Origin of the sequence: Luteimonas terricola (assembly GCF_004352845.1) — a bacterium.
GTDB lineage: Bacteria > Pseudomonadota > Gammaproteobacteria > Xanthomonadales > Xanthomonadaceae > Luteimonas > Luteimonas terricola.
In genome coordinates, this window is sequence record NZ_SJRX01000002.1 from 74,386 (window position 1) to 98,249 (window position 23,864).

Genomic DNA, 23,864 nt, shown 5'->3' on the forward strand with positions numbered 1-23,864 from the left:
TCAGTCGGTGGTCCCGTGCAGCGGCTCCAGCGCGCGGAAGCGGCGGCCGTACTCGTCGGTGAGCTTGCGCGCGTCGTTGCCGTCGCGCACCAGGGTCGGGGTCAGCAGGACCACGATCTCGCTGCGCTCGGTGCGCGAACCCTGCGACCCGAACAGGCCACCGATCACCGGGATCCTGCTCAGTCCGGGGATGCCGGATGCGCCGCGGGTCACGCCATCGGTGATCAGGCCCGCCAGGAACACGGTATCGCCGCTCTGCACGACCGCGTTCGTCTTCAGGCGGTTGGTGTTGATCGTGCGGTTGCCGTTGGCGTCGGTGTCGGTCGGCGTGCTGACTTCCTGCACGATGTCCAGGAACACGGTGCCGTCGCGGGTCACGCGCGGGCGCACCTTGAGGATGGTGCCGGTTTCCAGGTACTGCACCTGGCCGATGGTGTCGCCGCCGCCGAAGCCGGGGCTGTAGGACACCGAGGTGACCGGGATATTGTCGCCGACGTTGAGCGTGGCCTCGTAGTTGTTGCGCACCAGCACCGACGGCGTCTGCAGCATCTGCAGGTCCGACACCTGGTCCAGCGCGCGGACCACCGCGGCGGCATCGTTCTTGACCAGGGTCCAGACCGCGCCGGGATTGGCCGCGGTGCCGATGGCCGCGCCTAGGGTGCTCCACCCGCTCGGGCCACCCGCGTCCGGCGCCGGGAACGGGCCGATGCCGTTGTCGGTCATGCCCTTCTCGAGGAACCAGCTGACGCCGTACTCCAGGTCGCCGATGAGCGAGACCCGCACGATCTGGGCTTCGATGTGCACCTGCAGCGGCATCACGTCCAGGCGGTCGATGACCTCGCGGATCGAGCGCCAGGCCTGCCCGGTGGAGCGCACCAGCAGGGTGTTGGTCTCGTCGACCGCGGACACGCCGACTTCGCTGCCATCGACCTCGAGCGTGACCGCGGTATTGCCGCCCTGGCGTTCGCCCAGCGACAGCGAACCGCTGCCGCCCAGTCCGCCGCGGGACGAGCCGCCGCGGCCGTTGCCCCCGTTGCCCATGCCGCCATCGAAGCCGTCGTCGCCGATTCCGGTGGGCTCCAGGCCCGGCATCAGCGAAGCGCCGCCGCGGCGACCCCCGCCGGTACCGCCGCTGCCGCCACCGCCGTAGACCTCGGACAGGCGCTCTGCAAGATCCTTGGCGGTGACGTATTTCAGCTCGTACGAGAACAGCTGTACGCCGCCACCGGCGCCGTCGATGCGCGAGATCCACTGTTCGATCTGGTCGAGATAGGCCGGCTGCGGGGTGATGACCAGGACCGCATTCGCACCCTCCAGCGGCATGAAGCGGAACATGCCCGCCACCGGCGAGTTGCTGCTTTCCCCGAACACCGTTTCCAGGCTGGAGACCACGTCCGGCGCACGGCCGGCGACCAGCGGGAACACGCCCACCGACATGCCCGACAGCCAGTCGACGTCGAAGATCTCGATCGTGCGCAGGTAGTTCTGCAGCTCCTGCCGGCTGCCGGCCACGGTGATGACGTTGCGGCCGGCATCGACGTTGACGATGGCGCTGGGGCGCGCGTAGGGCAGCAGCACCTTCTCCATTTCCACCGCCGAGATGTACTTCAGCGGCACCACCCGGGTCTCGAAACCGCGCGCGCCGGCGGCGCTGCCGGTGCGCGCGGGCACCGCGCCGCTGGCCACGGCGCCTTCGGCGGGCAGGATGTTGTAGCGGCCGTCGGCGTACACCATGCGGGCGTTGTTCCAGCCCAGCACCATCTCCAGCAGGCCCAGGGCCTGTGCCGGACTGACTGTCTTCGGCGTGGCCAAAGTGACGGTGCCCTGCACGCCCGGCGCGATCACGTAGTTCTGGCCGAGCATGTCGCCGAGGATCACCTTGACCACGGCGTGCAGCGACTCGCCTTCGAAGTTGAACGTGGCCTCGCCCGTGGTACCGGCGAGGTTGGGCGGTGGGGAGGCCGCCAGCGACTCGTTGATCACCCGCCCATCGCCACGATGCAGCTGCGCGCGCGCACCATCGGCGAGGGGCTCCTCGACGATGCCGTCGGCGGCCGCCGCGGCGCGCGGAACGCCATCGACCTGGATCACCGGCGTGGGCATGCGCGCGTCGCGGCGCACCTCGGGCACCGGCGTCGAAGCGCAGGCGACCAGCAAGGTGGCAAGGAGTGCGGCGAGCGCCGGCCTGAAAGTCGTTGTCGGGATCATCTTGGGCATTCTAGGGAATCCGTGGGCCGGCTACCGGTCCTGCTGGGCCTGTTCGCGCAGCCGTGCACGCCGCGCCTCGATGCGCTGGCGGATCGCATCGACCTGCTCGTCGGGAGTGGCGACGGATGCGTCCGCGTCCGGCTCCTGCTGCCCGGGCGCGGGAACCTCGACCTCGGCGGGCTCGGGCGAGCTGGACGTGGTCACCATCGCGGGACCATCGCCGCTGCCCGCGCGCAGGGATCCGGCCGCGGCCCGGCCCTGTGCGTCCTGACCCGGCGTCGGCTGCCCCCGCCCCGCCTGGCGCGGCGCCGGGACAGCCATGGCCGTGGGTGCCTCGCCGCCGACGCCGTCGAATACGCGCAGTTCCAGCGTGCGCTGGCCTTCGGGGCCGTCGAACACCGCGCTGCGCGGCGCCAGCGAGACCAGGTGCCAGCCGGGGGCACCCTCGGCGGCCTCGCCGACCTTCAGGCGCACGGACTCGCCGCCGCCGGAGGGCTGCACGATCGCGACCTCGAGTCCAGGCGTCCGCAGCACGCTGGTGAGCACGTACTCGAACTCGGCCGGCGCGGACTCGTCTTCGGGATTGATGACGAACGGCTGCGGCCGCCGGTCGGTGGTGAACAGCGGCCGGTCGCCGAACTCGGCGTACTGCGCCAACGGCCCCAGGCGGGCGTCGCCAGGCTGCGGGGCCGCCGGCAGCGCCTGCACCAGCGCCGGATCGGGCGGCAGGCGGTCGATGCGGCCGCCCAGCCCGAACAGGCCCAGCAGCCAGGTCGCCAGCGCCCACAGCGCGACGGCCCCCAGCAGCCAGGTGCGCGCGCCGGGCGCCTCAGCGCGCATTGTCGCCCCCCGTTCCGGGCGCCGCCGTAACCGGCCGCAGGTATCCGTAAAGATCGAAGGTGATGTCCAGCCCCGCGCCCGGGGCGCCGCCGCCGCCGCCACGGCCGAACACCTGGCGCGGCGCAAGCACGTTGAGGTTGTCGACGAACAGGCGCGGCGAGCCGCGCTCCAGCGAGTGCAGCACCGCGGCCAGCTCCGGGTTGCCGCAATGCAGGCGCACCTGCACCACCGCCCGCGGGAAGCGGCCCTGGCGCGGTTCGCTCATCGGCGACCGGTTGCGGATCGCACAGCTGCGATTGCCGGGGCTGGCGTCCAGCACGGCCGTCTCCAGGCGCGCGATCAGCGCGGCGGTGGCGAGCTCGGTGCTGCGCTCGTCCATGAAGCCGGGCACGCGCGCGGCAACCGCCTGCACTTCGGCCAGGCGCTGCTCCACGTGCGGCGCCTGGGCGAGCTCCATGCGCACGCGCAGGTCGCGCTGCTGCAGGCCGTCGATGCGGTCGTCGACCTCGAGCATCGGCGCCGTCCACCAGGGATGCAGCAGCACCAGATAGGCGACGGCCAGCACGCCGGCAAGGATCGCCAGCGCCAGCCAGCGGTCGCGGTCAGGGATTTCGCGCACGGGCAGCCCCCGGGTCCTGCATAGCCGGAGCCGGCGCAACCACCAGTTCGGCGGTCAGGGTGAAGCGGTCCCGGCCGCTGCGCGGATCGGGCTGCAGGGCGCCGGCCAGCGCCGGCGAACGCCACAGCGGCGAGCCTTCCAGGCGCTGCACCAGCGACGGCGCCTCGTTGCTCAGGCCGATCAGCAGGATCCGCGTGTCTTCGATCGAAAGCTTTTCAAGGTAGGTCGTATCGGGCAGGCGGCGGGCCAGCTCATCCATCACCTCGACCGTGGTCGGCCGCGCGGCGCGCGCGGATTCCAGGAAGGCCATGCCCTCCACCAGGTCGACCAGCGCCTGGCGCTGCGTCGAGGCGCCGCGGGCACGGGTGGCGGCCTGTCCGACCTCGGCCTCGAAGGCGTCGGCCGCGGCGCGGCGGTTGTCCAGCAGCTGCCACAGCCCGGCGGCGATGGCGACCACCGCCACCAGGCCCAGCGCCAGGTTCCAGCTCATCCACGGATCGACGCGGCGATGGCGACGCGCGCCGGGAAGCAGGTTCACGCCCAGGCCTTCGCCCCCGCCGGCATCGACGTCGACCCCGGTCAGCGTGGTCGCCAGCGGCCCCAGGGCAGCCAGCTGCGCCTCGAGCGCGTGGCGCGGGACCACTACCAGCTCGGCGTCGATCTGGCCGTCGGCGCGGTGGCCGAGCAGGCGCGCGTCGTATTCGACTTCGGCGGCGGGGAACGGCGTCTGGCGCTCGATCTCGAAGCCCAGGACTTCGTGCAGGCGCTCGGCGGCCGCGGCCGGCAGCGGCATGGCGCGGCGCAGGGCCGAGCCCGCCGGCAGCAGCAGGCAGCGCGGCAGCCTGGCCACGCGCTGCGCCAGCAGCGCGGCCAGGGGGTCGTCCACGCCGTCGGCCGGCGGCAGCGGGAGGTCGCCCAGCGCGCGTACGCCGCCGCTGCCATCGATGGACAGGCGCAGGCCGTCGCCAGCCACCTGCAGCAGCAGGCGCTCGCGCGCCAGGCCGAACAGTTCGCGCAGGCGCAGCGGCAACCAGGTGCCGAGCGCCTGTATCCACCAGCGCCAGGACGCGGAGACGCGCGGGCGCAGCGACCCGCCCAGGCGGCCGGGTGCCTGGCGGCGCGGTGTTCCTGCAGCGGTGTCTTCTACGACGGCCATCAGCGCGGCGTGGCTCCCTCTTCCCATTGCAGTGGCAGGTATGCCGAACCCGGCAACCCGCCTCCACCCGCGCGCACCACTGCGCGGAGCACGGCCTGACGGCCATCGGCGAGCCGCGCGCGGCTGTCGATACTATACGTTCCGGTGCCACCCCCCACGAGATCCTGCGTGAGCATCTGCCCGCCTTCGCGCTGCAGCAGGGCCATCTCCGGATCCACGCCAAGTGCCTGCAGCACCTGGGCGCTGGCAAAGCGCTGATCGGGCTGCGGCAGGCCGCTGAACACGGTCAGATGCGCGGCCGCGGACTCGAACAGCGCGCGATCCATGCCCAATACCTGTTCGAGTTCGGCCACGGTTTCGAACGGCGCGTTCTTGGCACCGTAGGGCATGCCGGCCTGCGCGTATTGCGGGGTCTCGGCGCCGCCCATCGGCTGCGTGAGGTCGTCGGCATCGCGCCAGTCGAGGATCGCGCCCGCGACCGCGTCCGCGCGACCGCCCTCGGCGCCGAGCCCCCGGAACAGCGACGACAGCACGATGGCGTCGGCGGCATTGAGGTCGATCTTGCCGGACTCGTCGACGACCCGGATCTCGACTTCGGCCGCGCCGTAGGCCCAGCGATAGGGACGGCCGTCGGGCACCCAGGCGAACTCCGGCTCGTGCGCCTGCAGCCGCACCAGTGCGTACTCCAGCCCGGCGCGTGCGGCCGACTCGGCCGCCACCGCGCCGTGCAGGCCGCGCCCCTGCATGTACTCGATGCGCGCGCTGGCCGCATAGGCGCCGATCAGCGCGGTCAACAACGCCACCAGCCACATCACCAGGATCAGGGCGGCGCCCCGCTGCGCCCTCATGGTCGCCGCCCCCGGAAATCTCGCGTGCGGCTACGGCCGCCATCGCGGTTGCCATCGCGCTGCCCCGGGCGCACGCCCGGCCTGTTCCCCGGCCGCACGGCGGGCCCGAGGCGCGAACGTCCGCTGCCAAGCTGCGGCGTGGTCCCCGCCTGCGGCAACGCCACGACCAGCGGCGGCCAGGCCCCGCCGTCGTCGCTCTCGATCTCGATCGACACCTGCAGCGGCAGCGTTTCATGGGACTCCCAGCTGTCCAGCCAGTCGGTCAGCCCGGATTCCCCGTCGAGTCCGCGGTAGAGGATGCGCAGGCCGGTCAGGCCTTCGACCAGCGACTCCGGCGCCCGCGGCTGGTCTTCCTCGATGGTCTCGCCGGCAAGCACCATCGAGAACGAGACCGCCAGCGCCGTCCCGTCACCCTGGCCGTACACGGCGATGTCGTGCAGGTGCGGGCCGCCGCGGCCCAGGTAGCTCGGCAAGTCGGCCACGAAGCGGATGCGATCGGCTTCGCCGATGAATCGCAGCGCGCTGCCGTCGTCTTCGTTCCGGGCGAAGGAAATGGCCTGCGCCGCGGCCAGTCGCCGACGCAGGAAACCTTCCACCGCGCGCATGCGCTCGGTGCGCGTCGCCATGGCCTCGCCACGCTCGGCGGTGGCTGTGGCCGCGCGCAGGGTGGCGAAGCCCAGTGCCAGGCCACTCGCCAGCAGCGCGGTGGCCAGCAGCACCTCGATCAGGGTGAAGCCGGCGGCGCGCGCGCGACCCCGGCTCACGGCTCGCCCCCCGGCTCCGGCTGCACCAGGCGCAGCGAGTCCAGCACCAGGCGCTGCGCGCGCGCGCCTTCGCCCCAGGCCAGTTCCAGGCGCAGCTGCAACAGCTGGGCCGCGAACGGATCCTGCGGTGCATTCCCGGGTCGCAGCGGATCGACGTAGGGCGCGACTTCGAGCTGCCAGCGGTAGCGGCCATCCTCGAGTTCGCCCTCGTCGCGCCCCGGCTCCAGGGGCACGCCCACGCCGATGTCGGCCAACAGCGATTGCGCGTGCAGCGCGGCGCGCCCGGCGTCGGCCGACCAGCGCACCTGGCGCGTCGCGCCCGACAGCGTGCCCAGCAGGAAGGTCAGCGCCAGCGCCAGCACCGCGAACGCCACCAGCACCTCGATCAGCGTGTAACCACGCTGGCGCCCGTGCGCCGCGGCCACCCCGGTCCGCCTCATCGCAATGGCTCCGCGCGGTGCACGCTCACCCCGCCGGTCAGCCAGGCGACATCGATGTCGAAGGCCGCCTCGCCACGGCTGATCCGCACCCGGCCGCCGGTGGATGCGCCGTCGCCGAAGAACACGATCGCACCGACGCCCTCCGCCGGCTGCACCTCGCGTGCACCGACGAAGCGGATGCCGAGCGACTCCGGTACTTCACCGCTGCGCCCCTCGGCGCCTTGCCAGACGTGCGCGGCGGGATCGATGCTGAAGGTCTGCGGCATGCCGGTGGCGAGCGCGCGGGCGCGCGTGAAGCGCAGCTGCGTGGCGATGTCGCGCACATGGCTGCGCAGCTCCATCCGCGCGAAGCCGCCGCCCACCACGCCGGCCGCGAGCACGCCGGTTGCGGCGATCAGCACCATCACCAGCAGCATTTCCAGCAGCGAGAAGCCGCGGGAACGCCCTGCCCCGCCGCGCCCGGCGTTCATCCAGGGCAGCTCTTATTCGTAGCGGATGTCCGCGTTCACGCTTTCACCGCCCGGCCGCCGGTCGGCACCGTAGCTGACGATGTCGTAGGGGCCGCTGTCGCCCGGCACGCGGTACTCGAAGGGCGTGTTCCAGGGGTCGTTGAGCTCGGCTGCCTTGGCATAGGGGCCGAGCCAGCCGCCCACGCCGCCGGGCGAATCCACCAGGTCCGACAGCGCGCTCGGCAGGGTGCCGGTGTCCATCTCGAACTGGCTGACCTTCTCGGCCATGGTCTGGACCTGCGCCCGGGCGAGGTTGACCTTGGCGCGGTCGCCGCCGCCGAGGATGCGCGAGGCCGCGAAGGCCACGATGCCGCCCATGAGCACCACCACGACGATGATCTCGATGAGGCTGAAGCCGCCCTGGCGGGACGGACGCGGGGAACGGGTGATGGAATGCTTGTGCATGGAGTCTGCCTGCTTGGATTGGAAACGGCTTGTATGGAACAGGGGCCGCCCGGCGCGCGGGCAGGCCCCTAGCCTATGACATTGGTGAGATCGTAGATCGGCACCAGCACCGCCAGGATCACCACCATGACCACCGCCGCCAGCAGCAGGGTGATCACCGGGACCAGCGCGGCCAGCATGCGATCCAGCGCCTGGCCGGTCTCGGCCTCGAAGGTGTCGGCGGTCTTGAGCAGCATCGCATCCAGCGCGCCGGACTCCTCGCCGACCTGCACCATCTGCAGCGCCAGCCGCGGGAAACGCTTGCCGCGCGCGAGCGCGGTGGACAGCGCGACGCCGTTCTTGACCTCCTCGCCCGCTGCTTCGACATCGGCGGCGAGCGCGCGGTTCCCCAGCACGTTGCGGCCGATGCCCAGGGCTGCGATCAGGGGCACGCCGTTCTTCAGCAGCGTGCCCAGGGTGCGCATCAGCCGCGCGGTCTCGATCCGGGCCACCAGGCTGCCGGCGAACTTGCGCCCGAGCAGCCACTCGTCGAAGCGGGCCCGGAACGCCGGATTGCGCAGACGGCGGTCGAACCACAGCGCGGCGAGCGCCGGGATCGCCAGCATCACGAACCACCAGTCGCGCACCAGCTCGCCCAGGCCGAGCACCATCTTGGTGAAGAACGGCAGCTCGGCGTCCAGGCTCTCGTACATGATGCCGAACTGCGGCACCACGTAGCCGAGCAGGAACAGCAGCGCCAGGCCCACCATCACGATCAGGATCGCCGGGTAGATCAGCGCGTTCAGCACCCGGCCGCGCAGCGCGCGCGCGCGCTCCAGGTAGTCGGCCAGGCGCTGCAGGGTGTCCTGCAGGCTGCCGCCGGCCTCGCCAGCGCGGATCATGTTGATGTAGAGCCGCGAGAAACTTCCGTGCTGTCGCTCCAGCGCGGTCGACAGCGCGGTACCGCCGCGCACCTGGTCGCGGATGTCGTGGATCGTGCGCCGCGCGGCGTCTTCTTCGGGCAGGTCGAGCAGGATGGTGAGCGCCCGATCCAGCGGCTGGCCGGCGCCGAGCAGCGTGGCCAGCTGCTGGGTGAACTGCACCAGGCGCTCGCCGGAAAAGGGTTTGGGCTTGAACAGCGCCTTCAGCGCACCCTCGCCGCCGCCCTCGCTGGCCAGCGCCGCTTCCACCGGGAGATGGCCCTGCTCCTGCAATCGCAGCACCACCTCGGAATCGCTGGCCGCCTCCATCTGGCCGTCCAGCGTTTCGCCGCGGCTGTTGAGCGCCTTGTAGCGGTACAGCGGCATGCTCAGGCGTCCTCGGTGACGCGCAGCACTTCCTCGATGGTGGTCTGCCCGGCCAGCGCCTTGCGGATGCCGTCCTCGTACATGGTCTGCATGCCGGCGTCGCGCGCGAGCTGCTCGAGCTCGCCCATGCCGGCGTGGCGCATGACCGCGCGACGCAGGGCGTCGTCCATCACCAGGAACTCGACGATGGTGGTGCGGCCGAGGTAACCGGTGGGTGCGATCGCAGACCCGCGCGCCCGATACAGGAAGATCTCGCCTTCGGACTGGAAGCGGCGCAGGTCGAACTTGCCGATTTCCTCGGGCGAGGCCGGGTAGCGCTCGGCGTGCGTGGGCTCCAGCTTGCGCACCAGGCGCTGGGCGAGGATGCCGTTGATGGTGGACGTCAGCAGGTAGTCCTCGACGCCCATGTCGAGCATGCGGGTGATGCCACCGGCGGCGTTGTTGGTGTGCAGTGTCGACAGCACCAGGTGGCCGGTGAGCGCGGACTGGATCGCGATGCGCGCGGTTTCCAGGTCGCGCATCTCGCCGATCATGATGATGTCCGGGTCCTGGCGCACGATGCTGCGCAGGGCGTTGGCGAAGTCCAGGCCGATCTGCGGCTTGGCCTGGATCTGGTTGATGCCCTCGATCTGGTACTCGACCGGGTCCTCGACGGTGATGATCTTGACCGCCGGCTGGTTGAGCTTCGACAGCGCCGTATACAGCGTGGTCGTCTTGCCCGAGCCGGTGGGGCCGGTGACCAGCAGGATGCCGTGCGGCTGCTGCAGCACGTGGTTGAACCGCGGCAGGAACTCGTCGGTGAAGCCCAGGCGGTGGAAGTCGAACACCACCGTCTCGCGGTCGAGCAGGCGCATCACCACGCTCTCGCCGTGCGCGGTGGGCACGGTCGACACGCGCAGGTCGAGCTCCTTGCCCTGCACGCGCAGCATGATGCGGCCGTCCTGCGGCAGCCGGCGCTCGGCGATGTTGAGCTTGGCCATGATCTTGATGCGGCTGATCACGGCAGCGGTGAGGTTGGTGGGCGGGCTCTCGCCCTCTTCCAGCACGCCGTCCACGCGGTAGCGCACCTTGAGCCGGTTCTCGAAGGGCTCGACGTGGATGTCGGAGGCGCGCAGCTCGACCGCGCGCTGGATGACCAGGTTCACCAGCCGGATGACCGGCGCTTCGCTTGCGAGATCGCGCAGGTGCTCGACGTCGTCCATGTCGCCGCCGTCACCCTCCGCGGTCTCGACGATGGCGCCCATGGCGCTGCGGCCCTGGCCGTACCAGCGCTCGACCAGGCCGGCGATCTCCGAGCGCAGCGCCACGCTGGCGCGCACGTCCTTGCCGGTCGCCAGGCGCACGGCTTCGAGCGCGTATGGATCCTGCGGGTCCGCGGCCAGCACGTCGACGTGGCCATCGCCTTCGGCCACCGGCACGACGTGGAACTGGGTCATGAAGCGCGCGGTCAGCGGCGTGCCTTCCGGCGGCATCTCGGGCATGTCCTTGGCGCTGACCAGCGGGAGGTCGAGCACCGCGGCGCAGGCCTCGGCGTGGTCGCGCTCGGACACCAGGCCCAGGCGGCCGAGCAGCGACAGGAGGCTGCCGCCCGTTTCATCCTGCAGCCGACGCGCACGGCCGAGGTCAGCGTCCTTCAGTCGGCCCTTTTCCAGCAGTACGGCGACGATACGTTCGTCGGCCGAGGGCGCGAGATCGATGTCGTCCACGGCGGTATTCACTTCGATGCGGAACCGGTCTTGGCGCGGTAGGCCGACTGTAGCAGGTAGCCCCCGCGCCGCAGGCGGGCCGCGCTCAGCCCACCGCCACCCGCGCGTTGCGGAACATCCTCAGCCAGGGAGAAGCGTCCGGCCACGCAGCCGGCGCCCAGCTGAAATTGGCCGTGGCCAGGGTGCGTTCCGGGTGCGGCATCAGCAAGGTGACCCGGCCGTCGTCGCTGGTGAGGCCGGCGACGGCGGCATCCGCACCGTTCGGGTTGGCCGGATAGGCGGTCGCCGGGCGGCCGTCGCCGTCGACGTAGCGCAAGGCCACGCGCGCAGCGGACTGGTCGGCGGGGCTGGCGAACTCGGCGCGGCCTTCGCCGTGCGAGACCACCACCGGGATCCGCGAGCCGACCATGCCGCGCAGGAACAGCGACGGCGAGTCCACCACTTCCAGCATGCCCAGGCGCGCCTCGAACTGCTCGCTGAGGTTGCGCTGGAAGCGCGGCCAGTGCGCCGCACCGGGAATGATCTCCTTGAGCTGCGACATCATCTGGCAGCCGTTGCACACGCCCAGGGCGAAGCTGTCGCCGCGGCCGAAGAAGCGCTCGAACATGGCGCGCAGCGCCTCGCGCTCCAGGATCGAGGTCGCCCAGCCGCGGCCGGCGCCCAGCACGTCGCCGTAGCTGAAGCCGCCGCAGGCGGCGAAGCCCGCGAAGTCGTCGAGCTTCGCGCGGCCGGCGACCAGGTCGCTCATGTGCACGTCGACCGCCTCGAAGCCGGCCAGCGTGAACGCGGCCGCCATCTCCACCTGGCCATTGACACCCTGCTCGCGCAGCACCGCCACGCGCGGCGCGACACCGGTGGAGACGTAGGGCGCGGCGACATCCTCGACCGGGTCGAACGTGAGTTCTGGCTGCAGGCCGGGCGCGTCGAAGCGCAGCGCGGCCTCGCGCTCGGCATCGGCACAGTCGGGGTTGTCGCGCTGGCGCTGCATGGCGTGGCTGACCGACCACCAGGCGCCCATGAGGTCCTCCCAGGCCCACTCCGCCATCACTTCGCCATCGGCGAGCACGCGCACCGATGACGCGGTGGTCGGCCGCGCGATGCGCTGCGCGCATTCGACCAGGCCGTGGCGCGCGACCAGGTCGGCGAACTCGACGCGGTCGTCGACCGCGATCTGCACCACCGCGCCCAGCTCTTCGTTGAACAGGGTGCGGAAGACGTTCTCGGTGCGGTCGTCGCCCCAGGTATCGAGGTCGATGTCGAGGCCGACGCGCGAGCAGAACGCCATCTCGCACAGGCTGGCGAAGACGCCGCCATCGGAACGGTCGTGGTAGGCCAGCAGCAGGCCGGCCTCGCTCGCGTCGCGGACGAGTTCGAAGAAGGCGCGCAGGCGCTGCGGGTCATCGAGGTCCGGGCAGGCGCCACCGAAGGCGCCATGGACCTGCGACAGGATCGAGCCGCCCAGGCGCTGCTTGCCGGCGCCAAGGCCAAGCAGCCACAGCTCGGTGCCACCCGTGCGTGCGAGCAGCGGAGTGAGCTGCCGGCGCACGTCGGTCACCGGCGCGAAGGCGGTGACCACCAGCGACACCGGCGATACGGACTTGTGCGCGGTGCCCTCGGACTGCCACTGCGCCTGCATCGACAGCGAGTCCTTGCCGACCGGGATCGACAATTCGATGTCCGGGCACAGCTCCATGCCCACGGCGTGCACGGCGTCGTACAGGCGCGCGTCCTCACCGGGATGCCCGGCGGCCGCCATCCAGTTGGCCGAGAGCTTGGTGCGCGCCAGCGATTCGACCGGCGCGGCGCAGAGGTTGGTGATCGCCTCGCCGACGGCCATGCGCGCGCTGGCGGCGGCGTCGATCAGGGCGAGCGGCGTGCGTTCGCCGATCGCCATCGCTTCCCCGGCGTGGCCGTGGAAGTCGGCCAGGGTGATCGCGCAGTCGGCGACCGGCAGCTGCCAGGGGCCGACCATCTGGTCGCGCGCGGTCAGGCCGCCGACGCTGCGGTCGCCGATGGTGACCAGGAACTGCTTGGAAGCCACGGTCGGATGCGCGAGCACGCGCAGGCCGGCTTCGTGCAGCGCCTCGCCCGGGCGGCCGGTGGCTGCAAGAGCGACGGCGTTGAGCTGGGGCCAGCGATGCGGCGTCTGGCGGACGGCATCGCGGTGCATCTTCGGCGCCTTGCCGAAAATGAGGTCCATGGGAAGGTCGATGGCATGCACGTCGCGCGGCCCACCCGCCGCGACGGCCATGGGCGATGCGCCGTAACCCACCACCAGCCGCTCTTCGGCCGTCGCATGCCCGACCACCGCGAACGGACACCGCTCCCGTTCGCACAGCGCCGCGAATTCGTCGATCCGATCCACCGCGACGCCCAGCACATAGCGCTCCTGCGACTCGTTGCACCACAGCTGCATCGGCGACAGCGAGGGGTCGTCGCTGGGCACGCGGTCGAGGTCGATCACGCCGCCCACGCCGGAATCGTGCAGCAGTTCGGGGATCGCGTTGGACAGGCCACCGGCGCCGACGTCATGGCACCACTTGATCGGGTTGCCGGTCTCGCCCATCGCCACGCAGCGGTCGATGACCTCCTGGCAGCGGCGCTCCATCTCCGGGTTGTCGCGCTGCACGCTGGCGAAGTCGAGCGCCTCGGCGCTCTCGCCCGAGGCCACGGAACTCGCGGCACCGCCGCCGAGCCCGATCAGCATCGACGGACCGCCCAGCACCACCACCGCGTCGCCCGGCGACAGCTTCAGCTTGGCCACCTGGTCGCGGTCGATCGCGCCCAGGCCGCCGGCAAGCATGATCGGCTTGTCGTAGGCGCGCACCAGGCCGTCGCCCTCCGGCAGCTCGAAGCTGCGGAAGTACCCGCTGAGGTTCGGACGGCCGAATTCGTTGTTGAACGCCGCCGCGCCCAGCGGGCCGTCGGTCATGATCTCCAGCGCCGGCGCCATGCGCGGATTCAGCGCGCGTGGCTGCTCCCAGGGCTGCGGCAACGACGGGATGCGCAGGTGCGAGACGCTGAAGCCGACCAGTCCGGCCTTCGGCTTCCCGCCGCGCCCCGTGGCGCCCTCGTCGCGGATCTCGCCGCCGGCGCCGGTGGAGGCGCCCGCGAACGGCGAAATCGCGGTCGGGTGGTTGTGGGTCTCGACCTTGATGCAGAAGGCGCCGTCGCGCTCGGGCTCGGCGCGGTAGACGGCCGTGTCCGGGTCCGGCCTGAAGCGCCTCGACGCGTAGCCCTCCACCACCGCGGCGTTGTCGCTGTAGGCCGAGAGCGTGTGCTCCGGCGTCTGCGCGTGCGTGTGGCGGATCATCTTGAACAGCGACTGCGGGCCGCCGGTGGGCGCGCGCATCTCCTCGCCGTCGACGGTCCAGGAGGCGTTGAAGATCTTGTGCCGGCAGTGCTCGGAGTTGGCCTGCGCGAACATCATCAGCTCGACGTCGTGCGGGTCGCGGCCGAGCGCGCCGTAGCGCTCGCGCAGGTAGGCGATCTCGTCCGCGGCAAGCGCCAGGCCCAGGCGCTGGTTGGCGTCTTCCAGGCCATCCAGCGGAATGACCTCGACCGCGCCGCGCGCGGGCGTGGTGAACAGCGCCCCGGCATCGGCGTGCGAAACCAGCAGCGACTGCGTCATCGGGTCGTGCAGGATGGCCGCCACGGCGGCCGCTGCCACCGGGTCGGACGGCCAGCCGGCGAGGTCGATGCGGGTGCCGCGCTCGACGCGCTTCACCGGCAGGCGGGCGCCGCGCAGCAGTTCGCCGGCCTTGCTGGCCCAGGGCGACAGCGTGCCTACACGCGGGGTAACGAAGCGGGTCACGGCGCCGGGCCCGGCGGGCGCGACGGTGTCGGAGGCCTGCAGGATGCGGTGCAGGACCGCCCGGTCGGGCATCGCGCCGGCGTCGGCATCGAGCCAGTAGACGTGCCAGGACCCGGTGACGCGGATGCCGGGATCGATGGCTTGCAGGCGGGCCTGGAGGCGTTCGCGCCGGAAGGGCGACAGGGCGGGCAGGCCCTCGAGGACGATCATGTCCGGTTTCGACCGTGGAACGGGCCGGCCATTGTAGCGAAGCCGCGACGCGGCTGGTGGCTCAGCGCCCGCCCGGCGCGCCGCCCACGGCGGCGTCCGGCTCCGGCACCCTGGACGGCGACGCGGTGGCCGCCGGCCCCGCCGTCTCCGCGGCCAGCCGGTCGAGCTCGGCGCGCAGGTCGGCGGGCGGCATGTAGCCCGGCATCTGCGTGCCGTCGGCGGTGACGATCATGGGGGTGCCGGTCAGGCCCACGCGGCGGCCGATGTCGTAATGCCTGGCCACCGGGCTGGTGCAGTTGGTCGCCGGAAGCTTGCGCCCCTGCTTGGCGGCGGTCAGCGCGGCGCGGCGGTCGCTGGCGCACCACACCGAGACCATCTTGCTGAAGTCCTCGCTGGCCGGGCCCATCCGCGGGAAGGCCAGGTATTCGATGGCGATGCCGAGGCGGTTGTACTCGGCGATGTCCTCGTGGAGCTTGCGGCAGTAGCCGCACTCGACGTCGGTGAAGACGCTGACGGTGTACACCGGCTTCTCCGGCGCGAAGACGATGCGCTCCGACGCGGGGATGGTCGCCAGCAGCCTGCGGCGCACCTCGGCCATGCCGGTCTGGCTGAGGTCGGTCTTCCCGTGGACGTCGAACAGCGCGCCCTGCAGCAGATAGCGGCCATCGTCGCTGATGTAGACCATCTGCCCGCCCACCACCGCCTCGCGGAAGCCCGGCAGCGGGGCGGCGCCGACGTGGTCGACCTCGATCCGCGGGTTGATCGAGTGCAGTGCCTGGATCGCGCGCTCCTCGGCCGAACCTGCAGCAGCGCTGGCCATGCCCTGGCCGGGAGCGCGGGCCGCCTGCTGCGCGCCCGGCGCGGCGGCGTCCGGCGCCTTGGCGCAGGCGGTGAGGCTGACGGCACACAGCATGAGGGGCAGCAAGGACTTCATTCGCAGGACTCGGCTTGGCGATGCCGCCATGACGGCGACTGACACGGCATTCTCGCATGCGGCCCGATGGCGGTGCCGGCGACCATGGCCATCCATTGCGCCGGCTTTCAGGCTCGGGGGTGGTGGCGGGCGTGAAGGCGCTTGAGCTGCTCGCGCGCCACCAGGGTGTAGATCTGGGTGGTCGACAGCGAGCTGTGGCCGAGCAGCATCTGCAGCGAACGCAGGTCGGCACCATGGTTGAGCAGGTGGGTGGCGAAGCTGTGGCGCAGGCCGTGCGGGCTGACCTTGCCGGGATCGATGCCGGCGGCGGCGGCGTAGCGCTTGACCAGGGCCCAGAACGCCTGCCGGGTCGGGGCGCGGAGATCCGGACCGATGAACAGCGGCGCGTCGCCCTTCGCATCCACCGGGATCTGGCGGGCGCCGGCCAGCGCCGGACGCGCATCGGCGAGATAGCGTTCGAGCCACTCCCGGGCCTCCTCGCCAAGGGGCACCAGCCGCTCCTTGCCACCCTTGCCGGAGACGCGCAGCACGCCTTGGCGCAAATTGACGCCATTGGCCGGCAGCCCGACCAGTTCGCTCACGCGCAGGCCGCAGGCGTACATCAGCTCAAGCATCGCGCGGTCCCGCAGGCCCGCGGGCACGCCGACATCGGGCGCCTCGAGCAGGCGACCGACTTCGCCCTCGGCCAGGGCCTTGGGCAGCAGGCGCGGCAGTTTCGGCGGCTCCAGCAGTGCGGTGGGGTCGTCCGCGCGCAGTCCCTGTCGCACGCGCCAGCCGTAGAACGCCCTCAGCGCCGACAGCAGCCGCGAGTTGCTGCGCGACGAATAGCCTTCGCGGCTGCGATCGGCGAGGTAATCGAACAGGCCGGCGCGGTCGGCGTCGGCGATGTCGTCGCGGTCCCGCCAGCGCGCAAAGCCCTGCAGGTCGCGGCGGTAGCTGTCCAGGGTCTGGCGGGCGGCGCCGGATTCGGCCCACCAGGCATCGATGAAGGCATCGATGGCGCGTGCGTCGGCGTCGCGCAGCGGCGGCAGCCGCATCGCGCGCGTTCGGCGCTCGGCGGGCGTGGACGCGGACATCGTCGCCAGCTTAGCGGCGCGGATGCCGCGGCGGCTATCCTGTCGCGATGACCCAGGACGCCCCACACGATCCCATCCCGCATGCCGCCAGCGGCCAGGCGCTACCCGGTGCGCACATCGGCAAGCGCCTGCTGGCGATGCTGTACGACCTGTTTCCGGTGCTGTCGCTGTGGTTCCTGCTCGGCTTCCTGTTCGCGCTCGGCTACATGCTGGGCGGGCACGGAGCGCGCGAGAACATCCAGCCCTGGAGCCTGCTGCAGTGGCTGCTGTGGCTGTGCTGCTGGGCGATCACCGGCGCCTACGCCACGCTGAGCTGGCGCCGCGGCGGGCAGACCCTCGGCATGCGGCCCTGGCGGCTGCGCGTCGTCGCCGCCGACGGTCCAGCGCCGTCGTGGCCGACGCTGTGGCGCCGCTACGCGGTGGCCACGCTGTCGGTGGCGGCCGGAGGCCTGGGCTTCTGGTGGGCCTGGTTCGACCGCGACCGCCTGACCTGGCACGACCGCGCGGCCGGCACCCGCATGGTCCACGAACGCAAACCGAAGAGGTGACTCCCGTGCGCATCGACATCTGGTCCGACCTGGTCTGCCCCTGGTGCTGGATCGGCAAGCACCGCTTCCAGCGCGCCCTCGCGCTGCTCGGCGACGACGCTCCCGCGATCGAAGTGCACTGGCATCCCTTCCTGCTGGATCCGGATGCCGATGCCACGCCGGTCCCCCTGCGCGAGGCCTATGCCGCCAAGTTCGGCAGCGAGGCACGCGCCGCGGAACTCCTGGCGCAGACCCAGGGCACCGCGCGCGCCGAAGGCCTGCCGATGGACTTCGACCGCGGCCAGATGCGCGTCACCACCCTGCCCGGCCACCGCCTGATGTGGCTGGCCGCGCGCGAGGGCGATGCCGACGCGGTCGGCGAGGCGCTGTTCCGCGCGCACTTCGCCGAGGGCCGCAACCTGGCTGATCCCGAGGTGCTGGTCACGGCCGGCGCCGAAGGCGGCCTGCCGGAAGCACGCGTGCGCGCAATGCTGGATTCGGACGAGGGCGTGGCCGAGGTGCAGGCCGCGCTGGGCCGTGCGCAGGCGATGGGCATCCGCGCGGTGCCGACCTTCGTCGTCGACGGTCGCCACGGCATCCAGGGCGCGCACCCGCCCGAGGCCCTGGCCGAGGCGCTGCGCAAACTGGCGCCGCCTCCGGCCGCGGGCGACGGCGCCGCCTGCGGTCCCGAGGGCTGCGAGGCCTGAGCAGCGGCAGCGGCGGGCACTCAGGACCCTTCGACGCCCGCACCTGCGCCTGATGCCGGGGCGGCTGCTCCGCTCTCGACCGGCGCGCGCGGCGGCGCCGGCGCGAACCAGCCCACCAGCGTGCACAGCAGGCCGTAGGCGATGAACGAGCCGATGCCGAGCAGGTCGCCCAGGTGCTGGCGGTCGAACAGCACGAGCTTGGCCAGGACCACCGCCATCAGCACCGCGCCCGCCAGCCACAGCGCACGCTGCCCGCGGCGCGAACCGCCGATCCAGCCGGCCACGCCAAGCACGCTCCAGACCACCGTCAGCGCGGTCTGCGCCAGGCTGGTCGACCACAGCGCCTCGCCCCACTGCACGCCGCCCCAGTGGTGCACCGCACGCAGCGTGATGCACGTGACCAGCAGGAATCCGGCCGACGACAGCAGCGCCACCCGCCGCCGCGCGAACGCCGGCGACTGCGCCGACCACAGCCAGCATGCGAAGAGACCCAGCGCCGCGAGCTGGGCGAGGTCGAGCGGATTGAGCAACGGCAGCCACGGCAGCGGCGCGCTGTCGCCGGCATCGCGCAGCGCGCGCAGCCAGCCGACGCCCACCAGGGCGAGAGAGGTCGCAATGAACGCCGGTCGCATGGGGTCGAAGGCCGCGCCCAGCGGCTGCCGCAGCCAGCGCCAGCGGAACTGCCCCAGGGCCATCAGCGCAAGCCAGGGCAGCGCCGGGAGCGCCAGGCGCCAGCCACCGCCCAGCGCCTGGCCGCGCGCGAACTCCCACGCCGACAGCGAAAGCACCAGCGCCCACAGCAGCCACCAGGCGAACTGCGCCCAGGCTGCCGGTGGCCCGCCGTCCGTGCGCAGGCAGGCGAGGCTGCGCACGCCGCACGCGGCGAACACCAGCCAGGCCGCCGCGCCCCAGCCCGCGAACGGCTGGCCGTGGGCATCCATCTGCATGAACGCCAGCGGCGCCGCCAGCACGATGGCGCCCAGCACCGTCAGCGCCAGCGCCGGTGCCGGACGCCGGCGATGCACTTCCGCCGCGAGCTGCGCGGTCACCGCGGCCACCGCCAGCAGCACGTCGGCGCGCAGGTTCCATGCGACATGCGTCTCCGCCTCGTGCACGGCGTTGCCCAGCCACCAGGCCAGGCCCCAGGCATAGAACGCCAGCGCCGCCGGCGTCCGCCCCGCCCCGCGGTACCACCACGCGCTCGCGAAGCCCGCCAGCGCCAGCAGCAGCGCACCCGTGAACCTTGCGTTGGCGAGCACGGGCGCATCCTGCGAATGCCCCGCAACGCCGATGGCGAACGACAGCGCCGCGGCCAGCTGCAGGCCCGTGCCGGCCCAGCGCGGCAGGCCCCGCGCAGTGCGCAGTCCAAGCCACACCAGCGCGGCGCCCTCGACCGCGAACACGGCCGCGGTGGCCCGCGCCGACAGCGCCAGCGGCACGGCCAGCGTGGCGAACCCGCCGGCGAGCAGTACATAGGCCTCGGCGAGCACTGCGTGCGGGCCCCGTCGCTGCCACCAGGCCAGCGCGGCATAGATCGCGGCCAGTGCCACGGCGCACAGCGCCAGCTGCGTGCGCTCCCCCTCCAGCAGCGCCGCCTGCAGACTGAAGGCGATCAGCGGCGTGCCGAACAGCAGGCAGCCGTCGACCACGTCCCGACGGCCCGGTGGCCGGCGTCGCGCGTACAGGATCGGCAGCAGCAGGTAGAAGGCGAAGAACAGCAGCAGGAACGGCTGCGTGGTGGCGAACTTCGACGGGTTGTAGGCCAGCACGCCCCAGGCCACGCCGATGCCCCAGGTGAAGGCGAAGCCAAGCAGGTTGAGTTCGCGCCAGGGGCGCAGGCAGGCGATGGCGAAGATCGCCGCGTTGAGCAGCGCGTAGTACGAGAACAGCACGACGTGGTTGCCGCTGCCCGTCGACAGCCAGACCGGCGCCATGAAGCCGGCGAGAATCCCGAGCACGGCCAGCGTGCGCGAGCCCTGCAGCACCGCAAGCGCCCCCAGCGCGGCGACCAGGCCCACGCTGATCGCGAACGCCGCGCCGGCCGGCAGCAGGCCGTGAAGCTTGAAGGCCGCGAACACCACCAGCAGCAGCACGCCGATGGCCCCGCCCTGCACCGCCAGCGCGAAGCTGCGGTGGCTGTGCCGCTTGCGCCACGCAAAGGCCAGTGCCGCCAGCGCCGCGGCGGCAATGGCCGCAAGGCGCAGGCCGATGGGCAGCGTCAGCCAGCCCTGGTTGCTGGCGTAGCGCAGCAGCGCGGCCACGCCGGCCAGCAGTACAAGGACGCCGACCTTCACCGGCACGTTGCCCTCGGTGAACCAGCGGCGGACCGCAGCGGCGAAGCGGTCGAACGGGTCCGGCGCCGCGGGGGCACGTCGCGCTTCCGCTGCGATCGGCTCGATATGGTGCGGTGGCGCTGGCCGCGACTTTTCCACGACGCGCGATGGCGATTGCGACGCTCCGTCAACGGGGGGCGCCGGGGCTGCGGCGCCTGGCGCCGACATGTCAGCCGCCGCCACCCACGCGGCGGGCAGGGGAACCGCTCCCGGCCTCTCCGGCGCCTCCATCGGCGGCGTCTCCACGCGCGCCAGCGCCGCTTCAAGTTCGCCAACGCGCCGCTTCAGGTTGCCGATGGCCACCAGCACCACCACCAGCAACACCGGCACCGCGAGCACGACCAGCGCCAACAGCATCAGTATCGATTCCATCCCTGCGAACCCCGCCCCGCCGTCGCCACGGCCCAACCGGCACATTAGCCGCCCGGCGGCCGGGACAAGAAGCCCGATGCCCACGGCGGCTCCAGAACGGGTCGCCCGTCCCATCCGGAAAGCAGGAAGCCCCGCGCAAGGCGGGGCTTCCCGAGGTTCGAAATGGCCGGAGCCTTACTTCGCGGCCACCACGCGGACCATTTCCAGGCACTTGGTGGAATAGCCCCACTCGTTGTCGTACCAGGCCACGATCTTGACGAAGGTGTCGTCGAGCTGGATGCCGGCCTCGGCGTCGAACACCGAGGTGCGGGTATCGCCGCGGAAATCGGTGGCGACCACCTTGTCCTCGGTGTAGCCGAGGATGCCCTTCAGCGCGCCCTCGCTCTGCGCCTTCATCTCGGCCTTGATCTCTTCGTAGCTCGCGCCCTTTTCCAGCTCCACCGTCAGGTCGACCACCGAGACGTCGGAGGTCGGGATGCGGAACGACATGCCGGTGAGCTTGCCGTTGAGCTCCGGGATCACCTTGCCCACGGCCTTGGCAGCGCCGGTGGACGAGGGAATGATGTTCTCGAGGATGCCGCGGCCGCCGCGCCAGTCCTTGTTGGACGGGCCGTCGACCACCTTCTGGCTGGCGGTGGCGGCGTGCACGGTGGTCATCAGGCCGCGCTTGATGCCCCACTTGTCGTTCAACACCTTGGCGATCGGGGCCAGGCAGTTGGTGGTGCAGGAGGCATTGGAAACGATGGCCTCGCCGGCATACTTTTCGTGGTTCACGCCGTACACGAACATCGGCGTGTCGTCCTTCGACGGCGCCGAGAGGATCACCTTCTTCGCGCCGGCGTCGAGGTGCTTCTGCGCGCTGGCCTTGTCGAGGAACAGACCGGTGGACTCGATGACGACGTCGGCGCCGACCTCGCCCCACTTCAGATTGGCCGGATCGCGTTCCTGGGTCAGGCGGATGCGCTTGCCGTTGACCACCAGGGTGTCGCCATCGACCGACACTTCGCCGTCGAAGCGGCCATGCACGGAGTCGTACTTCAGCATGTAGGCCAGGTAGTCCGGCTCCAGCAGGTCGTTGATGGCGACGATCTCGATGTCGTTGCCGAAATTCTGCACCGCCGAACGCAGGACGTTGCGCCCGATGCGGCCGAAACCGTTGATGCCTACCTTGATCGCCATGGGTTGCTGACTCCGTAACGCCGCGCGCCGCGGCAAGGGTGGGTGGAACACGCAGAACGCCTATTTTAGCAGGCTCGGACGGGTGCGGCCCGGGCTTGAGCACGATCAATGCGGGACCGTATGGGACAGCCCGCCCATCGCCGGCGCGCTCGCCGGCACCGATCCGCCGGGCGGAGTCTCCGGGCGCATGCCGGCTAGAATCGCCGCATGCGCCCGAACCGGAACCGTCCAATGCCCCGTGTCCTCCCCCTGCTCGCAATCGCCCTCGCATTCGTCGCCGGCGATGCCCTGGCCTGGAGCGCCGAAGGCCACCGCATCGTGGCCCGGATCGCCGAAGCCGGCCTCAAGCCCGAGGCCCGTGCCGAAGTCGATCGCCTCCTCGCCGATGAAGCCGATCCCACCCTGGCCGGCGTCGCCACCTGGGCCGACGCACTGCGCAGGAACGATCCCGAACTCGGCAAACGCTCGGCGAAGTGGCACTACATCAACTTCGACGGCCGCTGCGGCTTCGAGCCGCCCCGCGACTGCCCCGGCAACAACTGCGTGGTCGGCCAGACCAACCTGATGTTCCGCAGCCTGTCCGACCCCGGGCTGGACGACGCAAGCCGCACGGCCGCGCTCAAGTTCATCGTCCACTTCGTGGCCGACCTGCACCAGCCGCTGCACGCCAGCCCGCGCGACGACAAGGGCGGCAACGGCTACCAGGTCAACATCGACGGCCAAGGCAGCAACCTGCACCGCGTCTGGGACGGCACCATCCTCGAGCGCCGCGGACTGGCCTACGGGCCCTACGCGACCGAACTGATGCAGACACCGCTGGCCGACGACGCCACCCTGGGCTCCGACCGCCCGGTCCTGGAGTGGGCGCTGGAATCCTGCCGTCTGGTTGAAGCCGGCGAGATCTATCCACCCGAGGGCGAACACGTGATCGACGAGGCCTTCCTCGACGCACGCCTGCCGCTGGCCGAACGCCGCCTGCGCGAGGCCGGCCATCGCCTGGCGGCGCTGCTCAACCACGCCCTGGCCCCGCCCCAGAAGTTGCCATGAATGAGATCGCCGCACCCGTCGTCCATCCGTTCCATCACGCCGCCACCGGCACCTGGAGCTACGTGGTGGCGGATGCGGCCGGCGGCGAGGCCGCGGTCATCGACCCGGTGCTGGACTTCGACATGGCGTCCGGGCGCACGGCCACCACCTCGGCCCAGGCCTTGGCCGACTGCGTCCGCACGCACGGATACCGCGTGTGCTGGCTGCTCGAGACCCATGCCCACGCCGACCACCTGTCCGCGGCGCAGTGGCTCAAGGCCACCCACTGGCCCGGCGTGCCGGTGGTGATCGGCGAGGGTATCCGCGCCGTGCAGTCGCGCTTCCGCGAGGTCTTCGACCTCGGCCCCGGCTTCGCGGTCGACGGCTCGCAATTCGACCATCTGTTCGCCGCCGACGAAACCTTCGCGCTCGGCGGCATCGCCTGCCGCGCCATCCCCGTGCCGGGGCACACCAGCGACAGCAACGCCTACCTCATCGGTGACGCGCTGTTCACCGGCGACTCGCTGTTCATGCCCGACGGCGGGACTGCGCGCTGCGACTTCCCAGGCGGCAGCGCATCCACGCTGTATCGCTCGATCCGGCGCCTGTTCGCCGAGCTGCCCGACGACACCCGCGTCTTCGTCTGCCACGACTACGGACCCGGCGGCCGCGAGCCCGCCTGCGAAACCAGCATCGGCGCGCAGAAGCGCGACAACGTCCACGTCCACGAAGGCGTCGACGAAGCGGCATTCGTGGCCACCCGCGAGACCCGGGACGCCAGCCTGGCGATGCCCGCGCTGATCATCCCCTCGGTGCAGGTCAACATCCGCGCCGGCGCCCTGCCCGATCCGCATGGCAACGGCATCCGTTACCTCGACCTCCCGCTGGACGCACTGTAGGCGCTG

19 protein-coding genes and 1 pseudogene are annotated in these 23,864 nt (G+C 71.8%); 4 read left to right on the forward strand and 16 right to left on the reverse strand.

Annotated elements, in window-relative coordinates:
- From gspD to xerD, 14 genes and pseudogenes are all read right to left on the reverse strand, one after another.
- Positions 1-2,208 carry a type II secretion system secretin GspD gene (gene gspD, locus E2169_RS05045; protein ID WP_132985983.1) on the reverse strand — a complete coding sequence of 736 codons (2,208 nt, stop codon included), beginning with the start codon at positions 2,206-2,208 and terminating at the stop codon, positions 1-3.
- A 30-nt stretch (positions 2,209-2,238) separates the two neighbouring features.
- Entirely contained in the window at positions 2,239-3,048 is an 810-nt protein-coding gene (locus tag E2169_RS05050) for a general secretion pathway protein GspN (RefSeq protein ID WP_132985547.1), read from the reverse strand.
- On the reverse strand, positions 3,038-3,667 hold the full coding sequence (gspM, locus tag E2169_RS05055) for a type II secretion system protein GspM (protein ID WP_229659088.1): 630 nt from the start codon (positions 3,665-3,667) through the stop codon (positions 3,038-3,040). Before gspM ends, E2169_RS05050 begins: the two co-directional genes overlap by 11 nt.
- Positions 3,651-4,823, reverse strand: coding sequence for a PilN domain-containing protein (locus tag E2169_RS05060; RefSeq protein WP_132985548.1), 1,173 nt, complete (start codon positions 4,821-4,823; stop codon positions 3,651-3,653). The genes gspM and E2169_RS05060 overlap by 17 nt, the downstream gene beginning before the upstream one ends.
- A complete protein-coding gene (locus E2169_RS05065; protein WP_132985549.1) occupies positions 4,823-5,671 on the reverse strand; it encodes a type II secretion system minor pseudopilin in 849 nt (282 codons plus the stop codon). Before E2169_RS05065 ends, E2169_RS05060 begins: the two co-directional genes overlap by 1 nt.
- 146 nt (positions 5,672-5,817) lie before the next feature.
- Positions 5,818-6,435: pseudogene (locus E2169_RS05070) on the reverse strand (prepilin-type N-terminal cleavage/methylation domain-containing protein); the annotation flags it as partial.
- On the reverse strand, positions 6,432-6,875 hold the full coding sequence (xpsI, locus tag E2169_RS05075; RefSeq protein WP_132985551.1) for a type II secretion system protein XpsI: 444 nt from the start codon (positions 6,873-6,875) through the stop codon (positions 6,432-6,434). The pseudogene E2169_RS05070 and the gene xpsI, both read right to left, overlap by 4 nt.
- Positions 6,872-7,345, reverse strand: a complete 474-nt coding sequence (gene xpsH / locus E2169_RS05080; protein ID WP_132985552.1) for a type II secretion system protein XpsH — start codon at positions 7,343-7,345, stop codon at positions 6,872-6,874. Before xpsH ends, xpsI begins: the two co-directional genes overlap by 4 nt.
- A gap of 12 nt (positions 7,346-7,357) precedes the next feature.
- Entirely contained in the window at positions 7,358-7,789 is a 432-nt protein-coding gene (gspG, locus tag E2169_RS05085) for a type II secretion system major pseudopilin GspG (protein ID WP_132985553.1), read from the reverse strand.
- A 68-nt stretch (positions 7,790-7,857) separates the two neighbouring features.
- Positions 7,858-9,075 (reverse strand): type II secretion system protein XpsF, encoded by a 1,218-nt coding sequence (gene xpsF / locus E2169_RS05090; RefSeq protein WP_132985554.1) that lies wholly within the window; start codon positions 9,073-9,075, stop codon positions 7,858-7,860.
- A 2-nt stretch (positions 9,076-9,077) separates the two neighbouring features.
- A complete protein-coding gene (gspE, locus tag E2169_RS05095) occupies positions 9,078-10,793 on the reverse strand; it encodes a type II secretion system ATPase GspE (RefSeq protein WP_132985555.1) in 1,716 nt (571 codons plus the stop codon).
- 73 nt (positions 10,794-10,866) lie between these two features.
- A complete protein-coding gene (purL, locus tag E2169_RS05100; RefSeq protein WP_132985556.1) occupies positions 10,867-14,805 on the reverse strand; it encodes a phosphoribosylformylglycinamidine synthase in 3,939 nt (1,312 codons plus the stop codon).
- A 61-nt stretch (positions 14,806-14,866) separates the two neighbouring features.
- Positions 14,867-15,739, reverse strand: coding sequence for a DsbC family protein (locus tag E2169_RS05105; RefSeq protein WP_132985557.1), 873 nt, complete (start codon positions 15,737-15,739; stop codon positions 14,867-14,869).
- Positions 15,740-15,846: 107 nt separating this feature from the next.
- The gene (gene xerD / locus E2169_RS05110; RefSeq protein WP_132985558.1) at positions 15,847-16,815 is read right to left on the reverse strand and encodes a site-specific tyrosine recombinase XerD; all 969 of its coding nucleotides are present in this window, start codon (positions 16,813-16,815) and stop codon (positions 15,847-15,849) included.
- 47 nt (positions 16,816-16,862) lie between these two features.
- Between xerD and E2169_RS05115 the strand changes: the two genes are divergently transcribed.
- Positions 16,863-17,363, forward strand: coding sequence for an RDD family protein (locus E2169_RS05115; RefSeq protein WP_132985559.1), 501 nt, complete (start codon positions 16,863-16,865; stop codon positions 17,361-17,363).
- Between the two features lie 5 nt (positions 17,364-17,368).
- Complete coding sequence (locus E2169_RS05120) at positions 17,369-18,049, forward strand: DsbA family oxidoreductase (protein ID WP_132985560.1); 681 nt, start codon at positions 17,369-17,371, stop codon at positions 18,047-18,049.
- A 20-nt stretch (positions 18,050-18,069) separates the two neighbouring features.
- Here E2169_RS05120 and E2169_RS05125 read toward each other — a convergent pair whose 3' ends face one another.
- Together E2169_RS05125 and gap are read right to left on the reverse strand one after the other, a co-directional pair.
- The gene (locus tag E2169_RS05125; protein WP_132985561.1) at positions 18,070-20,754 is read right to left on the reverse strand and encodes a DUF2339 domain-containing protein; all 2,685 of its coding nucleotides are present in this window, start codon (positions 20,752-20,754) and stop codon (positions 18,070-18,072) included.
- A 174-nt stretch (positions 20,755-20,928) separates the two neighbouring features.
- Entirely contained in the window at positions 20,929-21,933 is a 1,005-nt protein-coding gene (gap, locus tag E2169_RS05130) for a type I glyceraldehyde-3-phosphate dehydrogenase (RefSeq protein WP_132985562.1), read from the reverse strand.
- Positions 21,934-22,164: 231 nt separating this feature from the next.
- Here gap and E2169_RS05135 point away from each other — a divergent pair, with 231 nt between their 5' ends.
- Together E2169_RS05135 and E2169_RS05140 are read left to right on the forward strand one after the other, a co-directional pair.
- On the forward strand, positions 22,165-22,980 hold the full coding sequence (locus E2169_RS05135) for a S1/P1 nuclease (RefSeq protein ID WP_165942334.1): 816 nt from the start codon (positions 22,165-22,167) through the stop codon (positions 22,978-22,980).
- The gene (locus tag E2169_RS05140) at positions 22,977-23,858 is read left to right on the forward strand and encodes an MBL fold metallo-hydrolase (protein WP_132985564.1); all 882 of its coding nucleotides are present in this window, start codon (positions 22,977-22,979) and stop codon (positions 23,856-23,858) included. The genes E2169_RS05135 and E2169_RS05140 overlap by 4 nt, the downstream gene beginning before the upstream one ends.
- Positions 23,859-23,864 lie beyond the last annotated feature (6 nt).

Bases quoted from the DNA above. Each gene is read 5' to 3' on its own strand.
- E2169_RS05105 (WP_132985557.1), bottom strand. From the start codon at position 15,739: ATGAAGTCCTTGCTGCCCCTCATGCTGTGTGCCGTCAGCCTCACCGCC.
- E2169_RS05140 (WP_132985564.1), top strand. From the start codon at position 22,977: ATGAATGAGATCGCCGCACCCGTCGTCCATCCGTTCCATCACGCCGCC.
- xpsF (WP_132985554.1), bottom strand. From the start codon at position 9,075: ATGCCGCTGTACCGCTACAAGGCGCTCAACAGCCGCGGCGAAACGCTG.
- E2169_RS05060 (WP_132985548.1), bottom strand. From the start codon at position 4,823: ATGGCCGTCGTAGAAGACACCGCTGCAGGAACACCGCGCCGCCAGGCA.
- xpsI (WP_132985551.1), bottom strand. From the start codon at position 6,875: ATGAGGCGGACCGGGGTGGCCGCGGCGCACGGGCGCCAGCGTGGTTAC.
- gspG (WP_132985553.1), bottom strand. From the start codon at position 7,789: ATGCACAAGCATTCCATCACCCGTTCCCCGCGTCCGTCCCGCCAGGGC.
- gspD (WP_132985983.1), bottom strand. From the start codon at position 2,208: ATGATCCCGACAACGACTTTCAGGCCGGCGCTCGCCGCACTCCTTGCC.
- E2169_RS05125 (WP_132985561.1), bottom strand. From the start codon at position 20,754: ATGGAATCGATACTGATGCTGTTGGCGCTGGTCGTGCTCGCGGTGCCG.
- E2169_RS05135 (WP_165942334.1), top strand. From the start codon at position 22,165: ATGCCCCGTGTCCTCCCCCTGCTCGCAATCGCCCTCGCATTCGTCGCC.
- purL (WP_132985556.1), bottom strand. From the start codon at position 14,805: ATGATCGTCCTCGAGGGCCTGCCCGCCCTGTCGCCCTTCCGGCGCGAA.
- gap (WP_132985562.1), bottom strand. From the start codon at position 21,933: ATGGCGATCAAGGTAGGCATCAACGGTTTCGGCCGCATCGGGCGCAAC.
- xerD (WP_132985558.1), bottom strand. From the start codon at position 16,815: ATGTCCGCGTCCACGCCCGCCGAGCGCCGAACGCGCGCGATGCGGCTG.
- E2169_RS05065 (WP_132985549.1), bottom strand. From the start codon at position 5,671: ATGAGGGCGCAGCGGGGCGCCGCCCTGATCCTGGTGATGTGGCTGGTG.
- xpsH (WP_132985552.1), bottom strand. From the start codon at position 7,345: ATGAACGCCGGGCGCGGCGGGGCAGGGCGTTCCCGCGGCTTCTCGCTG.
- E2169_RS05115 (WP_132985559.1), top strand. From the start codon at position 16,863: ATGACCCAGGACGCCCCACACGATCCCATCCCGCATGCCGCCAGCGGC.
- E2169_RS05050 (WP_132985547.1), bottom strand. From the start codon at position 3,048: ATGCGCGCTGAGGCGCCCGGCGCGCGCACCTGGCTGCTGGGGGCCGTC.